Here is a 22,406-nt window from a genome sequence, read left to right on the forward strand (position 1 = left end):
ATTATGCTACAATGGAATTCAGGATCATTACACCAACCAGTCCGGTTACAGCCACAATTGTTTCCATGACCGACCAGGTCTTTAAGGTGTCTTTTATGCTCAGGTTGAAATATTCTTTAAAAAGCCAGAACCCGGCATCGTTTACATGCGAAAACAGTAAACTGCCGGCTCCTACCGATAATACCATCAGGTTGGCATTCACCGATGAATTGGCCAACAGCGGCGCAATAATACCGGCCGTGGTTAATCCTGCTACGGTTGCTGAGCCCACGCAAATGCGAATAATGCCCGCCATACACCAGGCCAGTACCAATGGGTGTACGGGCCAGGTTTCCAATGCCGAGGCTATTTGTTTGCTCACCCCGCTATCTGTTAACACCTGTTTCAAGGCACCTGATCCGGCAATGATCAACAAAATCATACCCACATCCTTAACCGCATCACCATAGACCGCCATCACCGATTTCATTGACCGGCCACCACTGATACCCAACGTGAAGGCAGCCACTAATACTGAAATCAGCATGATCAATCCGGGTTCGCTGATCAGGGTTACCACGCCTTTTATGGAAGGATTATTACGGGAGAAATAACTCAACACAGTAGTAGCGGTTAGCAGGAACACCGGCAACAAGGAAGTTATAAAGCTATTGGCAGTTCCCGGCAACTGGGTTTTATCGGTGGCCTGTGGTTTAAACAATTCCAACGGCGCTGATTTTACGTGCTTCACCATTCTTGAAAACAAGGGACCGGCAATGATAATGGCAGGAATGGCAATCAACAATCCATACAACAACGTAATGCCCATACTGGCCCCGAATTGCGTTACCAGTGCAGTGGGTGAAGGATGCGGGGGTAGAAAACCATGCGTTACCGATAAGGCCGCCAACATAGGCAGGCCAATATATACCGCGGGTAATTTATACTGGTATACAACAGAAAAGATCAACGGCACCATCAACACAAATCCCACTCCATAAAACAAGGGGATGCCAATGATAAAACCGGTGATCATCAATGCCCATTGCAGATAGCGGGCGCCAAATGCATCCATCAATACAGTAGCAATTTTTTGGGCGGCACCGCTTTCTGCTACCAGTTTTCCTAACATAGCGCCCAAACAAATGATACTTACCAGTGAACCCAATGTATCGCCGATGCCCTGCTGCACTGCCGACATAATTTTTTCAGCAGGCAGTTTCAATAACAAACCCGCCAGAATGGAGATGATCAAAAATGCCAGAAAAGCATTCAGCTTTCCCCACGTTATCAGCAGGATCAGTATAACAATGCAAAGCAATACGATTAGTATGGACATTTCTTTCTATTATTTATTATTCAACCACAATTTCATCGATCAGCAACAGGGCATTGCCGCCTGCGCCGTATTCACCCGCAGGGATCTCGCCTTTGTTGGTGCCGATCACTTTTATGTATTGCGCCCGAACCGGAGTTACCGGAACCTCCAGCTTGTTGATGCCATTGACAGGAAATGAATCCTGCCGGTACAATTCCTTGTAATGGGTCCCGTCTATAGATGCCAGCAACTGCAGCGTAACCGGCGCCCACATTCGTTGCCAGTGATAATTCAATACTTCCAGCGCCAGTCGTTGTACTGTTTGAGCCCTACCCAAATCGATCACTGCCTGCAGATCATTGCCACTAAAACCCAGCCATTGATTGTCGTTATATCGATTGCCGCCAAACAAGCCATTTACGAGGGTTGTATTACCGGGGTTGAACCGGTCGATGGGCTTGTTTTGCAAATGTACGGCAGCGCCTACTGCTTTATGTACCCGAAACGATTGCTGGAACAACCGGCCTGTAGGCTGCTGTTGCCTGTTAAAGAGCAATGCCTTTACTGTACAAGTGTTTGTAATTTCTATTGCGCTGGTATATAATGCACTTTGTATAGTAGGCACGGTATTATCCCTTGTAAACCTGATCTCGCTGCCAGGCGCAGCAGTTTGCAAATTTATCTGCAAAACATTGTTTTGCAGGGGTACCGCCGTAAAACTGATGTCATCAAAATGTGCGTCATAATTAATTTTTTCATGTGTTAGCAACGCCCCTTCTCCACGTAACCGCTTCAGGAAACTATCATAATTGCGTTGTGGTTTCGGCGTCCAGGCCAGTTCAGCCAGGGCCAATGCACGCGGGAAGATCATATAGGCAGCCAGCGCCTCACTTGTATAATACTCGCTCCACGCCTGCCCTTCCACACCTGTTAAATATTTTGTGGATGCTTCATCTGTACTTTCAGACAACGGTTCATAACCATACACTTTTTGCAAAGGCGTAAAACCGCCTGCAGCCAGTGGTTCTTCATTATATAACGATTGGTAATAATCAAAATAACAATTCGTTTCCGGCGTCATAATTACGGGGTGATGTTGTGCAACAGCAGTCTTGCCGCCGGCTTCGCCCCGCCAGCTCATTACCGTGGCATTGGGCGCTAAACCGCCTTCCAGTATTTCATCCCAGCCAATGATCTGCCGGCCTTTGCTGTTAACGTATTGCTCCATCCGCTGAATGAAATAGCTCTGCAGCGCATGTTCATCGGTTAAGTGCAATGCTTGTTCCCGCTGCTGGCATTTTGCACAAACTTTCCATCTTGTTTTGGGGCATTCATCACCGCCAATATGTAAATAGGGGGATGGGAACAGTGCCATTACTTCATCCAGCACATTTTGTAAAAACACAAACGTACTATCGTTGCCTGCGCAATACACATCATCAAATACGCCCCAGTACGTAGCTGTTGCATACGGTCCGCCCGTGCAGCCCAATGCCGGGTATGCTGCCAATGCGGCGGAGGCATGGCCGGGCATTTCAATTTCAGGGATGATGGTTATTTTTCTGTCAGCCGCATATTGCACCACTTCTTTTATCTGCTGCTGTGTATAGAACCCGCCATAACGCTTTCCATCGAAACGATGGGGCCATTCTTTTTTATGACCGATAAGGGTTTCCTTACGCCAGGCAGCCACCGATTGCAATCGGGGATATTTCTTTATTTCAATCCGCCAGCCCTGGTCATCGGTCAGGTGCCAGTGAAAGGTATTGAACTTGTATAGAGCTAACAGATCGATGTACTTCTTTACAAACGAAACCGGGAACAGATGCCTGCTTACATCCAGCGCCATTCCCCTATACGCAAAACGCGGATAGTCGTTAATGGTATAACCCGGAACCTGTAGACTGCCTTTTCCGGCTTGCCATAACTGTCGCAAGGTTTGCAATCCGTACAACACCCCACTGGCATCATGGCCAATACAACGGATGGCTTTTTTATCGATACGAAGCAGGTACCCTTCTTTATGGGGTATGGCGGTGGAATCGATAGCCAGTGAAATAAAGTTACTGCCAGGGACCGCAGTAACTTTCGTCAAAAGTTTGCCGCCATAGGCCAGTACATAGCCGTTTAACAAACTGGCAATTTTGTTCAATGCTCCATCTGCTACCACAACTTTTGTGGTGGCATTTATGATGAATACTTCTGTTGATGGGGTTATTGTTACTGGTAAAGGGATCAGGGCGGGTAATGACTGGCTGCCTGCCTGTGCCAGCATCGACAAGGGCATGGCAATCATTAACAGGATCGTCAGCAGGTATGTACGTATACAATTCATAGTTTAGGGATGCCACAATTTTTTATCGCCTTCCAATTCAATACCGCTGTATTCCGCCACCGCTTTATACTCATACTGTTGTCCCTTCTTCAAGCCACTGACCGTGCCGGAAAAACTGCCATTTTTATCGATGGGCACGGTGGCCGATTTTATCCACGGGCCGGTATACAGGTCTTCGATCTGTCCATGATAGGGCCGATAATAGAACAACGCCTTCATGGGTGTGGCAGGTTTAAAGTTTAGTACTTTACCCGACAATACCATGGCTGATGCGGATGAACGGGCGTCTAACGTTACCACCTGTACGGATTCAATGGCTGGCTGTATATTTTCAATTTTAATAACTACCGGGTTGGGCCATTTATGATCGTCGTAAATACGCTGGGTACGAAAAGCCGATACTACCAGCCCCGTATCTGTTTGCCGAAAAGACGGAGCCACCTTTTTTCCTGGCTTGTATTCCTGAATGATACCGTTTTGTCCCAACACACTGATTGTCGTATTTGCTGTTGCTTTTACCGAATGGAGCGTAAAACTTTTTTGCTCCCCTTCTACCCAGCCCGGTAAACCGGTAACCAGGGCATACAGCGTTTGTTTGTTGGCTGTTGTTGTGAACCAGATGTTCTTTTCCCGGCTGATAACCCAGGGATATACATTGTCAACAGCCTCCCAGTTTATAAAATACCAGGCTGCCAGCTCCCGCAACCTGTCTTCCTGCTCCCCGGCCAGTTCTCCATTGGGTTTAGGACCGGTATTCAATAACAACGAGCCGCCTTTACTTCTTGCTTCAATCAGTAATTCAATCAGCGTAGTGCCGGATTTGTATCTTTCATTGGTAGGTTGAAACTGCCAGGCAGTACCAATAGTAATGCACGACAACCAGGGTTTTTGAATGGTTACACCGGGTAACATCTGTTCGGTTGTTTTTAATGCCCCTCTTGTTATCAGAATATCTGGTTGTAATTTCCAACAGGTAGCTTTCACCACTTCTTTCGGTTCGCCATCGATAAACAACAAATCGATCTTTCCATAATTGGTCATCAGTTCTTCACATTGCGCCCGGGTGAATTCATCAAACTCCTTTTTTACTGCCTCGCTCATTACTACGTTATCACGACTGATGAGCATATTATGCGTATGCAGAAAATTAAAATCCTCCGGTGAAAAATAAAAACCAACCTGCAGCCCTGCCTTGCGGGTAGCGTCAACAAATTCTTTCAACAGGTCCTTATGGTACGGCGTATTCATGATATTGAACCCGGTTGTCTTCGTATCCCACATACAAAACCCCGAATGGTGTTTGGTGGTAAACATAATGTATTTCATGCCAGCCAGTTTGGCCAGCGTAGCTATTTCTTCCGGATTAAACTTCGACGGATTAAATGTTTTTGGCAGCTCGTTAAAATACCGGTTTACATAATCATCAGAGGCGCCTACCAGAGAATGACTGATCACAATACCCAGCTGCGCATCTACACTAAAATGAATAAACAGCCCACCCGGTGCCTGGCGCAGCCATTCTTCCCGTTCCGGTTTATTAAGGTTATACTCACTGGCTTCGCCATCTTTCACCACATCATGTTGTGCCCATGCCATTAAACCCTGTACTATACAAACTAAAACAACGATCAATCTTTTCATGCAATTCCTTTCTTTTTTGAATACTCAGTAAAAGAGGGCATAGAAATGCCCTCCTTGTTACACTTAAAACCTACTTGTAATGTGTACGAGAACTCTTTAATATCGTGAGTGGTGAGTGGTCAGTGGTGAGTGGCTTCGCGCACTTTGCAAAGACTTTACGATCTTATATCCTCCATATTTTTCTGCCCTCTGCCCTCTGCCTTCTGCCCTCCTTGTTACACTTAAAACCTACTTGTATTATCAATTTCATCAACTCTATCAACCCAACTTGTTAACCCGTCAACTGGTCAACTGGTCAACTGGTTAACTATTTCCTCCTACTTATCCCACCAAATATGAGTTAATAGATCATTCGCTCCCTGCCGCGCTATCGCGTCTGCATAGGAGTCGGCATTAAGGGTTTGCTCTGTGGTTGGATACAACATTCTTCTAAAGAATTTACCGCCTGTTGCATTGCCCGCATAGTTATTGGGTATTAAAGCGGGGTAACCCGTACGGCGAAAGCTGGCAAACACTTCCTGGGCATCAGGAAAAATGCTTACCCAGAATTGCGTATAGATCTGTTTCATTTGATCGTCGAAAGAACCGCCGAGATTGAGCGGATTGGCCGTTACATAGGTGTTGATGGCAGCCGCGTCAATAGTACCTGCCGTGCCACCAATAAGCGCCCATTGCCGCATAGCCGCCTCAATTCCCTTTTGATACAGGGAACTGGCTGTGGGGCCTGTATACCAACCTCTCAGAGCAGCTTCCGTTAAAAGAAAATAGGATTCAGCCGCTGTAAACACCAGGCGCGGGGAATTCATCAACAACAATGTTTTAGGATTGGGCTCTGAATAGGTAACAAAATTGGCAGGCTTGGCATTGGCCAATGTAGCCGGCATACCTTTTTGCAAAGTAGGCGTGTTATCGGGCACACCGTTATTCCATACTACCGACATCACCGGCAACCGCGGATCGTTGGTATTTTTCATATAAGAAATGAATACATCCTGGTATTTGCCACCCTCTGTATTCTTGCTGCCATCCTGGGCAATGTAATCGCTGTTCCACAGGTTCAACGCCAATGGGTTTTTATTGATATCCTGACCGGAAGCCAGGTAACTCATTTTGGCAATATCCACATCAGCTGTGATCACACCACCGGCAATAGCTTTGGTAACCCAGGTTTTGGCTGCGTTCGCATCTACTTTTGTCATGCGCATACCCAGGCGCAACATCAGGGAATACGCGAATTTCTTCCATTTATCCGTATCACCATTATAGATCAGGTCCGATGCTCCAAACGTTACTTTATTAGACGCATCGAGGCTTTTTGCCGCGGCCTCCAATTCTGCCAACATATCCGCATAAATAGCACTTTGCGGATCATACGCCGGTTTGAAAAGCAAAGAATCAAAACCCAATCCTGCCTTAAAGTAAGGAAGATCGCCATACAGATCGGTAAGCCGGCTGAAACAATATACCCGCCAGATCCTTGCTTCTGCATACAGGTTGACCAGCGGCGACTCATTTTTTACTGACTTGATCACAATACTCAGCTCATTGATCTCTTTGGGATACCCGTCGTTAAACGCCTGGTACGTTTGTGAGATCTGAGCTGCATTATACTTTGAACCAAAGCCTGCCACATCATTATAACTGGTGGTATACTGCATGGTACCCAACAAAAAGTTCAGCATATTGGTAGTACCGTCGTACTCGGCTTTTGTAAACACATATTGAGGATACACTTTAGCTGTAGCTTCCGGATTGGTATTTGTGCTCTCGAAATTCTTGTCGCACGATTGCAGTGACACCATACCCACCAACCCCAGTAAACCACCTGCATATTTTATTATATTTTTCATATTGCTAGTCTGTTTGGTAATTATAATTTAATGTTCAGGTTCAGGCCATACGATCTGGTACGCGGCAACCCGATTGATTCAAAACCCTGCGCATTGCTGTTGGTAAAGCTTTGTTCAGGATCGAAGTTTTTGGTATCCCTGTACAGGATGAACAGGTTGCGGGCCACAAAGGAGATGCTGGCCGCCTGGATCTTCGCCAGTTTTATTTTCTTTACCGGGATGTTATAAGAGAGAATTACCTGACGCAATTTGATAAAACTGCCATCGTGCAAAAACAGGTCTGAATACACTTTATAGTTATCGTAATAGTTGCGCAATACACCGCCAGCCTGGGTAATGGTGGTATCGTACGGTGCTCCGTTTTGGTCAACACCTTTTAACTCCAGGCCTTTATCACGACCAGGCAGGGTGCTCTTTAACTTACCCATACGGGTTGCATACACTTCGAAAACGGAGAAGATCTTGTTGCCGAATTTTCCATCGATCAAAACATTCAATCCCCAGTTATGATACTTGAACTCATTGGTAATACCCATGGTATAAGGTGCTACGCTGTTGCCCAACGGCATCAGGTCGCTCATTACCGGCAGGTGATTGCCCCTGTTGAAGATCACATTGCCCTGCGCATCTCTTTTCATGGTAGTACCAACAATGGTTCCATACGGCTGACCTTTGATGTGTTGTAAAAAGGCCCAGTTACCAACGGAATTGGCTATTTGAACAGAGGTTAACCCGGGTGCCAGTTCCACTACCTTGCTTTCGTTATATGCAAAATTGTAGCTTACATTCCAGGCCAGATTGGCGCGGCTAATGGGCCGGCCGGTCAGCAATATTTCAACGCCCCTGTTCCTTAACTCCCCTACGTTCATGATCACGGAATTATAACCAGAAGTACCGGAGATCGTTGTTTTTACAATGTCGTTGGTAGTTTGACGATTGTAATAAGTAAAGTCGAGCCCTAACCGGTTGTTGAATGTTTGTAATTCAAAACCGCCTTCGTAGGTGGTAGAGGTATAAGGTTTCAGGTTTGGATTGGAGATATAGTTCTGTTTGTTTACATCCTGTGTTACGTTCAACAACGGCTGGCCGGCACTGGGTACGTTGCTGTATGTAAGATTGATGGCATACGGATCAGGAGCGCCACCACCCACTTGCGCCCAGCTGCCACGTAATTTGGCCAGGGTGATCCAGGTTGGCATTTCAAATGCATCTGACAGGATCAAACTGCTACCTACACTTGGGTAAAAGATATGGTTGTTCATTGGACTTAAGGTAGAGAACCAGTCTTCACGTGCGGTAAAGGTCAGGAAGAACAGGTTCTTATAATCAAAGTCGGCAGAAACAAAAACCGAATTGGTGGTAGAACGCTGTGTAACCGGGGTAACAGCGGAAGAACCCAGGTTAGAGACACTATAGAAATATGGAATGATGTAATTTTTGCCGGTAATGTTCTGCTCCTTGTTCTCAAATTTGCGGGAGTTGGCCCCTACCATAGCGCTTAACCCAAAGTTTTGGGCAAACCGGGTGCGGTAATTAACATTCAACATACTGTTTGTTTCAGACAGGTCTGATTTCAATCCCACATATTCGCCCAGTGGCGTATACAATGCACCGGACGGCAGTATGTTTGTATAATTGTAATTATAAAAATCACGGCTTACAGTACCTTTTACTATCAGGTTTTTAATGACCTCATAAGAAATAGACGCCTGACCAATAAAGCGGTTCTTTACATCGTCTTCTTTCCATTTGTTGATCACAAAGTAACCGTTTGAGGCAATGGCTGCATCGTTCCAGATGGTTTCATTACCTGCCGAGTCATAACCAGGATTTATCCAACGCACATCGGCCGTATTGGCAATTTCAAGTGGCGTCCAGTTGGGGTTACCCAATGCATCGCCCGCACCGGTACGGTTATGTCCCTGTTCCAGGTTGTATTGGGCCAGTGCTTCAATATTTATTTTAGAACCTATTTTTCCATTCAGGGCTACGTTGAAGGTTTTTCGTTTATACGTGGTACCAGGCAGAATGCCTTTGCTGTTGAGATCAGCGGCTGAGAAGCGGTAGTTGAAATTATCGCCACCACCGGAAAAGGCCAGGCTGTTGGTGAATGTGGTACCGGTTTGATAAAAGTTCTGCAGGTTCTTTTTCTGGGCAACATAGGGATGGGTTTGTCCATCTACGCCCACATAACTGGTAGAACCGTCGATGGGGGCACCCCATGATTTTCTTCCCGAAGCCTGCGCATCTAATAAAGTGGTAGGCATAACCCCATCGAGCCCCTGGCCATATTCATATTGAAAATCGGGAATAACGGCTACGTTGTCCATGGTAAAGGTGGAATTGTAGTCAACCCCGATACCGCGTTGTGCGCGGCCTTTTTTTGTAGTGATAAGAATTACACCGTTACTGGCACGTGAGCCGTACAGGGCTGCAGCGGTACCGCCCTTCAACACAGTGATGGATTCAATATCGTCGGGGTTGATGCCGGCGATGCCATCGCCCTTATCCACGTTGCTGGTGATGCCGCTTGGTGTGGGAGCGCCACCGGGTACGGTATTATCGAGCGGCATTCCATTGATCACATACAAGGGCTGGTTGTCGCCGATCATAGAACCATTACCACGGATGGTAACGCGGCTTGAACCGCCTGGTCCGGTCGACAAACCGGCCGCATTTACACCGGCAATTTTACCAGACAGGGCATTCGCAATGTTATTTTCACGGGCCTGGGTGAATTCGCTTCCTTTTACTTCCGAAACAGCATAGGCAACGGCTTTACGATCTTTTTTCACACCTAATGCGGTTACCACCACATTATCGAGCATATCGCCACTACCCGTTTTTAAAGAAACGGTTACGGTAGCCTGCCCCGGTTCAATGGTGATCAGCTTTTTTTCATAGCCTACCGAGGTAACAGTTAATTGAAATGTGGAAGACTGAAGGCTGGCGGGAATGGTCATAGTGAAATTTCCCTTAATATCTGTGGTAGTGGAGGTAGCACTTCTACCCGAAGTGAGGGTTACGGTGGCATTAGGGATGCCTGTTTGGTCAGCTTCACTTTTAACTACTCCTCGTAAAAGGGCAGTTTGCGACATACCTGTAAGCGAAATCAGCAGATGGAAACACAGCAGCAGGCTGCCCGAAGCAATTGTTTGGACTCGTTTCATAAGCTTTTTGATTGAGTAGAAATGTTTGGTTACGTTGCGAATTCTGTTACAATTTAATAACAAAAAGAATACAAACTGCAAATTATTTGCAATCAATAGAATTAATTCTGCAAATACTTAAATAGCGGTATTTTGTAATGGCTTGGCAACCAAAACTGCACAAAATTACTCAATCAGTTGTAAATCAGCCTAAAATAGAAAGTTCAAAGAAAATATTTGACAGTACAAATGCACCTGATTATCTTTGCAAAATATTTGCACTATTAATATTATTGCAAAGATTGCAGAAATAGCGGGTATATCGATTTTTGAAGGATGTAATCGTTTTCGAAAAATAAAATGTTGCAACCCTTGAATAAGCTTACTTATTTCGTGCTAAAAGTTTGAATTTTGTCAATTGAAGACGTACCCAATCTCATTAATGTGTTAATAGATTATGGCAAACAATAACTCAAATACGCCGGCGCCGGTTGCCTTGCAAAAAAAGGAAAGAAAGAAACTGATCACCAAACAGGTGAATATCCATACCCGTTTAATGTTTACCGATCTGGTAAAACTGATAGACGTTTCGGAAGACACCATCCGGCGTGATGTAAATGAACTGGCCGAAGAAGGCCAGGTGATAAGAATAAAAGGCGGGGTAATGTCTTCGGCCTACCACATTGGCCATGAATCGCAAACCTATTCGCAACAAAATAAGGGGATCATTGCCGATAAAACCCTGCAGTTATTAAAAGAAGATATGATTGTGCTGATCGGCGGCGGCACCACCATCAGAGAATTTATAAAAAAGATCCCGCCAACTTTACGTGCCACCTTCATTACAGTGAATGTGCTCACGGCGGTTGAACTGCTCGATAAACCAATGATCAAAACCATCATGATCGGCGGACAAATTTCTACTTACAGCCAAATGACCGTAAGCGGCGAAGTTTTTCAATACCTCAGTAATATTAAAGCCGATTTGTGCGTACTGGGCATAAATGCCATTGATACCAACAGCGGCCTCACCGATTCTGACTGGGAAACCATCCAGGTTAAAAAAGCCATGATCAATGCCGCTGATAAAGTTGCCGTGTTGACCATTTCTGAAAAAATGAACTCGGTAATGCAAATGAAAATTGCCGATGTAAACGAGATCGATTATTTAATTACAGAACTGCCACCTGACAGCCCTGACCTGCAGGCATACAAAGCCAAAAATCTCACCCTCTTATAGGAGTTTTACGAAACAATCTGTCTTAAAACAACGATGCTTACTTTAGTAAATGTAAGCGTAGAAAATTATTTTTTCTACCCCATTATCGGTAAGTAGTAGGCGACTGCCATTTTAGCGTATATTGCGAGCTGTTAATAATCTAGTGTAGTAACCCTACATGTCTCGAGGAGCAACAGTTGTTAAGATTTTCTAAATCGTAAAGCCGGAGAATTGCAATATCCGGCTTTACATTTTGACTACTCCTCACTGCCCCGGTCATGCTCCTCTTCTATATTTAACGGATTTGATTTTCCTATCAATGCAACAGCATCCTCTTTTGGCAGTTCCTGCACCGCCCGCAATTTCTTTTCAATAGCCCGCGATCTTACACCCGCCTGCTCTATTACATTACTGGCTTCCTGCAATTTCTTTTGTGTTTTTTCAAGTATACCGCCAAAATTGCCAAACTCGGTTTTTACAGCGCCCAGCAATTGCCATACTTCGCCCGACCGCTTTTCGATTGCCAGCGTTCTGAAACCCATTTGCAAACTATTGAGCAACGCCGATAAGGTGGTAGGGCCGGTTATAATGATCTTATATTCACGCTGAATGCTTTCAAACAATCCGGGCGTACGCAACACTTCAGCATACAAACTTTCAAATGGTAAAAATAGAATGGCAAAGTCTGTTGTATTTGGCGGATCAACATACTTGCTGCTGATATCCAGCGCACATTTCCTGATGCCTTTTACAAAACTCTTGCGGTATTCTTCCACCAGCTCGGGCAATGCTTTATCATAGGCATCGAGCAATGCCTCAAAATCCTCTTTCGGGAATTTTGAATCTACCGGCAGCCACGTTGGTTTATCTTTATCGCCACGCCCGGGTAATTTTACCGCAAACTCCACCAGGGCATTGGAACCTTCTTTTGTTTTTACGTTACGCCCATATTGATCAATGGTAAGTATTTGTTCCAGGATGCTTTCCAACTGGTATTCGCCCAGCACACCTCTTGCCTTCACGTTGGTAAGCACGCGTTTCAGATCACCCACACCAGTTGCCAGTTGCTGCATATCACCTAATCCTTTATGCACCGCTTCCAGCCTGTCACTTACCAGTTTAAACGATTCACCAAGGCGGGCTTCCAGTGTCTTTTGCAATTTTTCATCAACCGTGGCCCGCATTTCATCCAGCTTGCGTTCATTACCGGTTTGCAGTTCTGCCATTTTCTTTTCCAGCGTTTCGCGCATTTGATCTAACCGGGCAGTGGTGGCATTATTCTGTTCGCTCTGTTTACTTAACAGTGCAAAGAAATTATCTTTTTGAACCGTAGTGGCGCTGGCCATTGTCTGGTTGATCAACTCCCCAAAGTTTTTTAAGGAGGCAGCTAACTCTGTCCGTATGCGTTGGGTATTATCACCGGTTTCCTGGCGGTTGGTCACCATCTCCTGTTTAACAGTTGTTTCAATACGTGCAATGTCGGTAAACAGGTTTTCCATTTTATATTTCACAGCCATCCAGCCGGTATTGTTTTTGGCAGCCGTGGCCCGCCAGGCAAATATCATGGTAACAATGGCCACCAGCAAAAGCACAATCAGCAGCGTAACAATAATAATCTCCATGTTAATGGTATTGATGGGTCAATTTAAGCAATTGAAACTTAATACAAATAAAAAAGCCCCGATAGGAATATCGGGGCGGAACTCTCAACACTTAATATAAACTTATTTAACGTCCCAAAAAACTTTCGTGGTCGCCCACCACCACTTCTTTTTTGTTAAACCCAATGGAGGAAAATACAAGTACCGGTTTTGTTGTAGAGACCGGGATGCGAAACGAACCGTTCATGTCGGTTACAGTAGCAATTGAAGTACTTTTTCATTAATGGATACACCAGGCAGCGCGTTTCCGGCACTATCCTTAACTACGCCCGTGATCGTTTTTTTCTCCTGTGCAGTACCGGCAATGGCCCAGGTACATGACAGTACGATCAGCAATAGTCGAAGTGTTGCATTCGTCATAGCAGTTTGGTTTGATTGTCAATAAAAGAGTTCAGACTTTATGGTAGCGTAACCCGGAATTTTGCAAAAGCAAAACCCTTCGGCTTTTTAACAGTCTTATTCGGTTGGCTATACCGTGTACGTGGCTATACTGTAAAGGGGGATTGGGATAAGATTAAAAAAGGATCCGGATAAGATCAATACATCCGGTTTATTTCATGGGTGAGGTTTCTTACTTCGTCTCGTTCATAGTTGTCCATAACGAGGGCGGCTGCACCTGTGAGTTCTGCATTGTATCCTAATGCGGACACTTCTATTTCTGTATGCTCTGATAACACGGGAATACAATGCTCATTCAATGCCTGTTGTATAGGCGCCTGCCAGATCTTGCCTGCCATTGACCCACGTCCGCTCAGGATCACTACTTCGGGGTTTAATAAATGGATCAGGATGGCAACGCCGCGACCAATGTTGTAACCGGCTTCAGACAAAATCTCTACCGCAAACTTGTCGCCCCGGCTTGCGGCAGTCACTATATTTAAAAAGGCTTTCTCAGGGTCGTCTGCCGATAGGTCTTCTTCCTTTAACATCGACAGCTTTCCACTTTTCAAGCCATTACCCGCCTTTTCGATCACTACTAACAGGGAGGTTTCCGTTTCCAGGCAACCGCTTTTACCGCAGCTGCATAATTTGTTGTTCAAAAAAAGCGGGATGTGGCTAAATTCACCGGCAAAGCCATCATGCCCTCTGAATAGCTCACCTTCCAGGATCATTCCTAACCCCACACCCCAGCCTACATTTATTACCAATGCATTCTTTCGCTGCCGGGCCGCTCCAAATTTCAATTCTGCCAATGCAATGAGCCGCGAGTCGTTATCGATGAATACAGGTAGTTTTACTTTGGCTGAAATGTACTGGCTGATGGTGACGCCTTCTGTTTCCAGGAAGGTGTAGTTGATCCCTTTTACTGAATTAACAAAGCCAGGCATTCCAATGCCTATTCCAGCGATCTTACTTTTCGGAATGCCCGACCGGCTAATGACCTCATTGATCTTGTCTGCCAGTGCAGTCGGTGCATCCGGGTTTTTCGTCAGAGGCAATTCAAACAGTTCAACACTGCTTACATTCCTGTTCTGCATGTCGAGGATAGCTATTTGTGTAACCAGCTGGTCCATGGCTACCGACACTACATACATTACATGCTCTTTTAAGGAATACATCACGGGCCGGCGTCCGCCGGTTGATGCGGCATATCCTGTTTCCGTCACCATCCCTTCTTCCATCAGCTTACCCAGCATTTTTGTGGTAAGCGGAATACTTTTGTGGATCTTGTCACTCAAATCGGCACACGAAAGCATATTGCTAAAGTATAGATGCTTAACGATCCTTCTTTTATACAATAAGTTTCTTTCCATGCGCAGCTATAACAGGTTCTTTTACCAAATGTAATATTAAGTTAAAATATCTTTTTAATTATTTTATAAAAGTTATTAAATATTTTATTGAATGCTGCTTACCTTATTGAATATCAAATAATAATTTTTGGCAATTGATCCTGGTACAGGACAACCTCAGATCAGAATTTACGGACCTCCCCACGTTAACCTGCCTGGTTGGAACCTCGTTAGGTTCTCTTCTAAAAGCTTGATTTTTCATTGATCTTCCATTCATCCTCCATTGATCTTCCATTCATCCTCCATTCATCTTCCATTAGGCAATGGAGAATGAATGGAGAAATAATGTTGTTACAATGAATATATAATGAAGAATAGTTCCATCCATTTAATCCAATCAGGGTAACAAAAGACACAAAAAAGCTCTCCGGATGTATCGGGAGAGCCTTTTTAAAAATTTGTCTTTTATTGAATTACCAGGCGAGATAGAAGGAGATATTACTGGTTTCCTGGGAACCAGCGCCCTTTACCATGGGCGTCATAGAAGTAAGTGTGTAGGAAAGGCCAATGCGGCCTGAAGAGGCTACCACGCCATAATCGCAGCGTGCTACTACCCGCTCCCGTACCATATCACCCTTGTCGGGTTCATCGCTATTGGGATCGGGGCCCGGTATTACGCGGTTACGGCGGTTGAAAATGCCGCCGCCAATAAAGGCATTGCTAAGCGTATATTCAACAGCAGGGCGAATGAGAAAATAGAGTTGTTGCCGGTTATGGCTTTGGGCCGGCGTTGAATACCGCGATAAAAAACCATTGAAATAAGGTTCCATTTTTCCAAAGCGCAGCGTGCTCCAGGCAGACAATCCATTGAGTGCAGTGCCGGTAAATGCCTGCGCCCCACCAATCAGGTCCAATGCTTTATTAATGTGGGCCAGTTGCTTTTCTGCGGCCACGCTCACGTTCAGTAAGAGATCGGTTTTTAACTGATAATCCCAGCCATTGGGTTTGAAATAGCCAACCAGGTGATGCATGGCTACCTGTGTTTGCTGCGCCAGCGATGGCGGCCCCAGTACTCCCAGCATTAATTCGCTTTGCCAGCTGTATTTCTTTTGGGCATTGGTGGCGTGTAACGAGTGGGTTGCAAACAAAGCGCCGGAATAAGGGAAGTCGTTTTTTTCAGGAATTCTTCGGAGAATATTTTTAGGAGTGATCATCACCTGCATGATGCTGAAGCCATAGGTGTTTATACTGCTGTCGCCGGCTTTTGGCATAATACGGTGCAGGAAAAAGCGGGCTGGTTTATTATTTAGATAGAAGTAGTCGGCCCTGGTACCGTTGGTATACCCCCGGTCACTTATTCCTCCAACCACGTTAAACAGATCATTGTCCTCATACGCCCTGAACAGGTGGCGATATGTATCCTGCTGTTGTCCATAAGCTGTTCCTGTTATGTAAATTCCCAAACATAACAGGATAATGAATTGCCCGCGCTCCATAGTGATCTAATTTACTGTGTTTTTGCGGCAATTCATATTAAGCTTGTTGGAAAGAGCGGTCATTAAGCAGTTTCCAGATCGTATTCCAGGTTAATACCTACGCGCAATGCTTTTAATCCGGCTACTCCCTGCAATTCTTCCAGGTCAAGGAATTCGAGGTCGTTCAACAAAATGCCCTGCTCCTGCAAGTATTGAATGTGTTGAATATATTCATCGGCATCGCGACGGTTAAAATATACCAGGGCAATCTTCCCGGGCTGGGTCAACCGCTCATTGGTATCGGCCACATGCACTTTGTCGATCCGCTTCTTGATAACCTGGTAGCGAATGTTGTAGCCGCCCTCGGCATCGAACCGCCGTTCATCGTTGCGGAAACTGATATCGATGGTATTGCTATGGATGAAAATAAGCTGGGTGGTTTGTAAGGGTTTCGACAACTTAGGCAGCATTTCATGCGTGATCTTTGCAATGGCCGCCATTGACGAGATCTGCCACAGCCGCAGATTCTTTAAATACAGTATATCGAATGGTTTCTGTGGCGCTATGGATTGCCCAATGTAAATATCATATTCTACCCCATCGGTCCTGAAGCGTTCAAAATAACAGGGATATGATTGCTGCAATTCATCCTTCATCAGGTCGAGGTAATTATTTACGGCGCTGTTCACCGATTGCATCGACTCTTCCAGCTGGCGTCTGTTCGTCCAGGCGCTGCCGGTCATTTCTTCAATGGCTGCAAAGTACTTTTCAACGATGCTGGCAGATCCGGGATGGGTGAGTTTGAAATGTTTCAGGAACGAAACTGCTTCTTTCTCCAGGAAATCCGTCAACTTCACTTCGCTGTGGGGCGTCAATGAATCATCCAGGGTATTTTTCCATTTCCGGCATTTATAGATCATCTCATCGGTCAATGCCAGGGTATAATGTTTTTTAACCTCCTGCAGGGTTTCGAGCAGAATAGCGAACTGGTGTTGCAGATCGCTCAACTGCGCCCGGTTGCGTTCTATGGTTGAGTTGCGAATGTCAACGGCGCCATACAACGGATACACACCGTCAAAACCAACCGTTTCTATTTTGCCTTTGCCATTATATTCTACTTCCTGCAGGTAATTCCAGGCTGCTTCATTGAATTTCCATTGCACCGCAGGTTGTAAGGAGGTGAATTTCTCTCTTATCACGCCATCGATAGCCGTATCGAAATCGTCGATGGAAAGCTGTACCAGCTGCGCCAATACTGGATAGGCAGGCTCCAGTAGAGCTAGTATTTTTTCATCGAGGAGACCTGGCTTTTTGGTATAGATCTCCAGCATACCGGCCAGGTTGTTATTATAGTAAAGTGGTAATACAATGAACGACTGGATACCGGTTCTTGTACAGGTTGATAAAAATGGGTAGAGTTTTGCTTCTTTAGTAGAAATGGTTTTATAAATTAACGGACGTGGATTTCGGATATATTGCTCTGCAAATGCCTGGTAAGCGCTGCGGGCCGCTCCATCTTCACACTCCGCATTGTCACCCATCATCACACTTCTCAACTCATGCATGTGTGGCAGCACCAGTTTATCATTTATGCGGAACAGCGGAGTTACATTGAAATCGATGGCATCGTTTTGCACCAGGGTTTTCAATGACTTTGTTATGTTGTAGTGACAGGCATCTTCTTCCTGCCGGTGAAGGTCAACAATCGTATTCTTGATGGTTTCTACCGCAATCTTGGCTGTTTCATCGCTTATTGTCACTACCGACATGCCCCTGAATTTAAACAGGCTCAACGGCAATACCTTTTCCAGCTTTTCAAACCCATTGTCTTCATCGATATGACCTACTGCTGTAATAGCATTCAGATCGGGCACTTCGCCAATAGGGATAACGTCTATAAACCGGGTATCGATGTTTATTTTTAAATGTCGCAGCAACCCGGTTTCTTCATCCACAAACGAGTGGATCATTTCGTTTTTATGAAAGGGCGAGAAATTGTAAATGCGTTCCAAAATGAAGGTATATGCTATCCGAAGGTTGCGCTGGTGCATCATTTGTTCGCCACCCTCTGTAACCGCCTTTTTAAGTTTGCTGTTCCTGGTATCAACCATCAGCTTGTAAAACGCACTGGTTCCGTAAACAAAGTGCGGCCGCAACGGCATACCCAGCGCCCAGGGCAATCGGGTTTCATCTTCGGTAACATTCGACATGCTTACAAAGATCAGTTCCAGCACATCCTTGTATTTATCCAGGTTATCTATCGCCACATCGCCTTCCAGTTCAGGAAACTGTTCCAGCTTTTCCAGCAGGAACGCGGTGAGTTTATCTTTTAAAGAGGAGTCGTGTTTGAGGCTCTTTTTTAAAAAGTTGATGAATGGACGTAAGGAAAAAGCCGTGTCTAGATTAGTCAGCGTAAATTTCTCGTTAATATTGATCGTCAAAGTTTGCATACACAAAGCCATTTATTGCTACAGGCATATCTCTTTTTTAGCAGTCATTTCAGGCGGCGAATGAGGCAGGCCCAGCCTGTACCTTATTCCAATAGAATGCCATAACTGAAAATCAGTCCGTTTGTCACTTCTTTAATCGGTAAATCCGGCAAAATATCAGGCTAATAACGTTTTTAGAACCTGAAACCCATTCTTATATAGGGATACCAGCCTTCGTTTGAATAACCAGCCAGCACCTGAAAAACTGCCATTTGCGCAGGCGCAAAGTAAAATCCGCCGCCTACTCCCTGATGCCATACGTTTGACGATTCATTTTTTACCCAAACCCGGCCTACATCGTAGAAGCCCGTCATGCCAAACTGCCCGGGTAAAATGTAACTGGCAAAGTTTGCCAGCTTTATACGAAACTCAAGATTGTTGTACAGCATTTGTTCACCAGCAAAACGATACTGGCGGAAACCCAGCAGGTTTTCATGTCCGCCTAAAAATGCTGATTGATAAAAAGTTGACTTACCGAAAGTAACAGCACCACCTAGCCGTTCGGCTATTACTATCGTTGATCTTTTGCTTAGATTTTTAAAGAACCCGATCTCGGGGGTTATCATCACATATGACTTCGAAACGTTATTCAACCCGCCATACCCTTCTGCCACCACGCTTATATAATGCCCATTGGTGGTTAGTATCAGGTTGTCGCGTTTTTCGCGCACCCAGCTCAGGACCAGGCCGGCATGGGATTTATCCTGGTGCACCGTATTGCTGTCATATGAATTGATCTGCGATACGTTGTTGATAAACCGCTTGTCGTTATCAGCACTGTCAGAATGATAGAACTGAACAGACGGCCCCACACTAAGGGTTGTAAACCTGTTTACATGCCAGCGCACGGATGGATTTAATTGATACAGGTTGTACCGGGTACGGTAATACCTTTTAAAATCGCCTTCTTTTATAAACTCTGTTTCATTTCCCCGCCCAAAAAAGTTGGTGGTATTGTTAGGTGAGAAGATATTAGCCTGCATGGTAATATCTGCTTTTCTTCCAATAGCCTTCAACCATTCGCCCCTGTACCGGATGCGATAGGCCTTTGTTGAAAATGAATGGGCAACCGTAAGTGTTTGAATACTTCCAAATGGTAATTTTTTAAACCCGGGGAAAAATCCTTTTACCCCTGCGCCCAACAAGAATCCGTCATCCAGGTTGTATCCTACCGCTATTAAGGGTTTTATAATCGTATAGGGATTGGTAGGGATAAATGAAGTGTTAGCCGTGTCGTTGGACAAATGCTTTTTAATATATCCTGTTTTACCAGTGAACTCAGCGCCTGTTTCTCTTGCATATACACATATATTCTTTCCTGATTGTTCCACATGATATGCTTTATCACCCTCACTGCCCACGATACGCAGTTTTATTTTCTTATTGGTGTTGTTCACCAATACACTATCGTTCCCTTTACCAATAAAAAACCGTAGCTCTTTTGTTTCTGATTTAACAAAATTTCGTGAAAACAGTTGATCTTCTACTTTACCTTTTTTCGACAGCTTATGAATTTCGACCAGCATTCCATTGTCAGGACCATTGGTTACTTCAACCAGTTCATTTTTATCTGACACCTGGATATCGACAATGCGGCTTAAAAAATAATAGTAATCTTCCATGGCCTTCGTCATGTTGCCCCGGCGTTCTTTCATCTTTTTCAACAAATCATCATGCCGTATTACATACATCTCCTGTGGTAAATGGCTCAATGCTTTTTCCAGCACATCGTCTGTAAGCTGGGCTACAAATTCATTGGTGAGCTTCATCCATTGATCATGGTTCAACTGTATTAAAAAACGGGAGTTGAGTTTGCGGCCATTGAAGAAAAAGAAATTGCCGCGTTTGATATCGCCTTTGAAACCGCGCAGGAAGGGAGCCAGCCAATTGCGGGATGCCAGTTTGGGAAAAAAGCCTTCATTGCGGTAAAGGGCCTGGTCGCGGTCGCGGGGAATGGCCAGGTATTTTCGCCCGCTTCCTTTTTGTTCATCCAGCCACCGCCACTGGTCTTCGTGCCGGTCCCAATCACCCAGGAACAAATCCAGCATCCGGGCCTTGAAGAGTTCAGCGGTATCGACAATGTTATCGTTGTCCTCGGTTACGCGTTCCAGCATTTTGAGTGTATTGTCTGAGTTGCCATACGGCTCTCTTTCTTCCAGCATACACATGGTGTTGGCAAACTCCTTTTCGTATTCGCCCAGGTTCTTATCGGGCGCTACAAAACCTATAATGGGATTGGTATGCGGAATATGTTCAGCCTTTGATAACTCAGGCACTATTAACGGAGCATATGGATGCTGGGCGCTCATGGCGTCACGCACCCAGTCGGCGGCGAAGGTTTCGCGGAACGCTACAGGCAATAAGATCTCCGGGTATTTTTCAATACTGCGCAGTACCCACTCTTTTCCACTGGCATCCTTCAACCGCAAGCTATGGGTTTGGTGCCCGCCACCCCGTTGTATGGGAATCAGCTCTTTTTCCGACAGCCTGATCACCGGCATCTTTACCGGCGTTGCCCATTCCTTACGGAAATTCTCTCCAAATAACCGCCGATGCATTCTGGTAACACTATCGTAGGAAGGATGTGCTTTTACAATAGTGCTGTCTGATTGTGCTTTTGCAAGCTGCGCAGTTAATACAATAAGTAATACGAAATGTAAATTTCTCTTTAACATAGGCTAACCCAGGTTTATTTTCCAGTCCAAACAGTTTTTAAAATATTTCCAGAATGCAGATCTCCGCCTTCATTGGATATATACAGATTGCTGTTTTTATCAAAAGCTATTCCTTCCGGTTGAATGTACAGGGCTGGATTTAATTTATATACCGCTGTCACTTTCCAGTTGCTATCGGTAATCACCAATAATTTGCCTATTGATGAAATGATGTACCACTCTTTAGTACGGGGGTTTTGCCCAAGGGCGGATGGACGAAATTCGAATTTTCTCTCACCAATGATCTTGTCAATATCCTTCACATTTACTGCAAAGTCACCATGTTGACTGAGCTGTCCCTGATTATTAAGCTGCAATATATATCCTTTTGCAATTCTCCTGTCATTTTCATCCGGACAGTTCTTGCAAATAATATAGATCAACCCGCTGACCTCATCGGCATACATGCCTTCATATTCTCCTTTTGGCAACAGGTCTTTCCATTCCACCACATGCTGCGATTCTTCCTGACGAAGGTCAGCAAATGGGAATGTGAACAGGGTGCCATTGCTGCGCAACATGATAACAAAATTGTTGCTGATGGCAATATCTTCATAATCGCCATGTTTACCGAATTTAAAGGCCGTTGCATGGTGATCACCCGGCTTCAGAAAAAACACCTTGCCATCTTCATCCTGCTCGGCATAAACCGTATCAGGGGTGGCTTTATAAAAGGCAATGCCGGAGATCTCCTGCAAACTGGTAGGCATAACGATCTTCTGCGGCGTATTGATGTTATACCCTTTAGGCCCATCAAATTTCCGCTTTTGCGAGCAGGCGGTTGATAATACAATACTGCTTACCACCATTAACACAACCGGTATTATCTTTTTTATTTGCATA

The 22,406-nt window shown here is 45.0% G+C and carries 13 protein-coding genes; 1 reads left to right on the plus strand and 12 read right to left on the minus strand.

Features of this window, described 5'->3' with window-relative positions; genetic code table 11:
- Nucleotide 1: 1 nt before the first annotated feature.
- From BMX95_RS22675 to BMX95_RS22695, 5 genes are all read right to left on the minus strand, one after another.
- Complete coding sequence (locus BMX95_RS22675) at nucleotides 2-1,318, minus strand: gluconate:H+ symporter (protein ID WP_081202006.1); 1,317 nt, start codon at nucleotides 1,316-1,318, stop codon at nucleotides 2-4.
- 16 nt (nucleotides 1,319-1,334) lie between these two features.
- Nucleotides 1,335-3,632: a glycoside hydrolase family 20 protein gene (locus tag BMX95_RS22680; RefSeq protein ID WP_081202008.1), complete on the minus strand. Its 2,298-nt coding sequence runs from the start codon at nucleotides 3,630-3,632 to the stop codon at nucleotides 1,335-1,337.
- Nucleotides 3,633-3,635: 3 nt separating this feature from the next.
- A complete protein-coding gene (locus BMX95_RS22685; protein WP_081202010.1) occupies nucleotides 3,636-5,273 on the minus strand; it encodes an alpha-L-fucosidase in 1,638 nt (545 codons plus the stop codon).
- Nucleotides 5,274-5,590: 317 nt separating this feature from the next.
- Nucleotides 5,591-7,123, minus strand: a complete 1,533-nt coding sequence (locus BMX95_RS22690) for a SusD/RagB family nutrient-binding outer membrane lipoprotein (RefSeq protein WP_081202011.1) — start codon at nucleotides 7,121-7,123, stop codon at nucleotides 5,591-5,593.
- A gap of 20 nt (nucleotides 7,124-7,143) precedes the next feature.
- Entirely contained in the window at nucleotides 7,144-10,293 is a 3,150-nt protein-coding gene (locus BMX95_RS22695; RefSeq protein WP_242673175.1) for a SusC/RagA family TonB-linked outer membrane protein, read from the minus strand.
- Between the two features lie 436 nt (nucleotides 10,294-10,729).
- Between BMX95_RS22695 and BMX95_RS22700 the strand changes: the two genes are divergently transcribed.
- Nucleotides 10,730-11,512 carry a DeoR/GlpR family DNA-binding transcription regulator gene (locus BMX95_RS22700; protein WP_081202013.1) on the plus strand — a complete coding sequence of 261 codons (783 nt, stop codon included), beginning with the start codon at nucleotides 10,730-10,732 and terminating at the stop codon, nucleotides 11,510-11,512.
- Between the two features lie 236 nt (nucleotides 11,513-11,748).
- On the opposite strand, the gene BMX95_RS22705 is transcribed toward BMX95_RS22700, so the two are convergent.
- The 7 genes from BMX95_RS22705 to BMX95_RS22730 form a co-directional block, all read right to left on the minus strand.
- Nucleotides 11,749-13,113: a DNA recombination protein RmuC gene (locus BMX95_RS22705; protein ID WP_081202015.1), complete on the minus strand. Its 1,365-nt coding sequence runs from the start codon at nucleotides 13,111-13,113 to the stop codon at nucleotides 11,749-11,751.
- Between the two features lie 231 nt (nucleotides 13,114-13,344).
- Nucleotides 13,345-13,512: a hypothetical protein gene (locus tag BMX95_RS35040; protein ID WP_165758993.1), complete on the minus strand. Its 168-nt coding sequence runs from the start codon at nucleotides 13,510-13,512 to the stop codon at nucleotides 13,345-13,347.
- Nucleotides 13,513-13,688: 176 nt separating this feature from the next.
- Nucleotides 13,689-14,906: an ROK family protein gene (locus tag BMX95_RS22710; protein WP_081202017.1), complete on the minus strand. Its 1,218-nt coding sequence runs from the start codon at nucleotides 14,904-14,906 to the stop codon at nucleotides 13,689-13,691.
- 452 nt (nucleotides 14,907-15,358) lie between these two features.
- On the minus strand, nucleotides 15,359-16,381 hold the full coding sequence (locus tag BMX95_RS22715) for a lipid A deacylase LpxR family protein (RefSeq protein WP_081202018.1): 1,023 nt from the start codon (nucleotides 16,379-16,381) through the stop codon (nucleotides 15,359-15,361).
- Nucleotides 16,382-16,443: 62 nt separating this feature from the next.
- Nucleotides 16,444-18,810 carry a GAF domain-containing protein gene (locus BMX95_RS22720; RefSeq protein ID WP_081202020.1) on the minus strand — a complete coding sequence of 789 codons (2,367 nt, stop codon included), beginning with the start codon at nucleotides 18,808-18,810 and terminating at the stop codon, nucleotides 16,444-16,446.
- A 173-nt stretch (nucleotides 18,811-18,983) separates the two neighbouring features.
- A complete protein-coding gene (locus BMX95_RS22725) occupies nucleotides 18,984-21,524 on the minus strand; it encodes a BamA/TamA family outer membrane protein (RefSeq protein WP_081202022.1) in 2,541 nt (846 codons plus the stop codon).
- Between the two features lie 14 nt (nucleotides 21,525-21,538).
- Nucleotides 21,539-22,405, minus strand: coding sequence for an SdiA-regulated family protein (locus BMX95_RS22730; protein ID WP_081202024.1), 867 nt, complete (start codon nucleotides 22,403-22,405; stop codon nucleotides 21,539-21,541).
- Nucleotide 22,406: the final 1 nt, after the last annotated feature.

The organism is Niastella yeongjuensis (genome assembly GCF_900110245.1).
Classification (GTDB): Bacteria; Bacteroidota; Bacteroidia; order Chitinophagales; family Chitinophagaceae; genus Niastella; species Niastella yeongjuensis.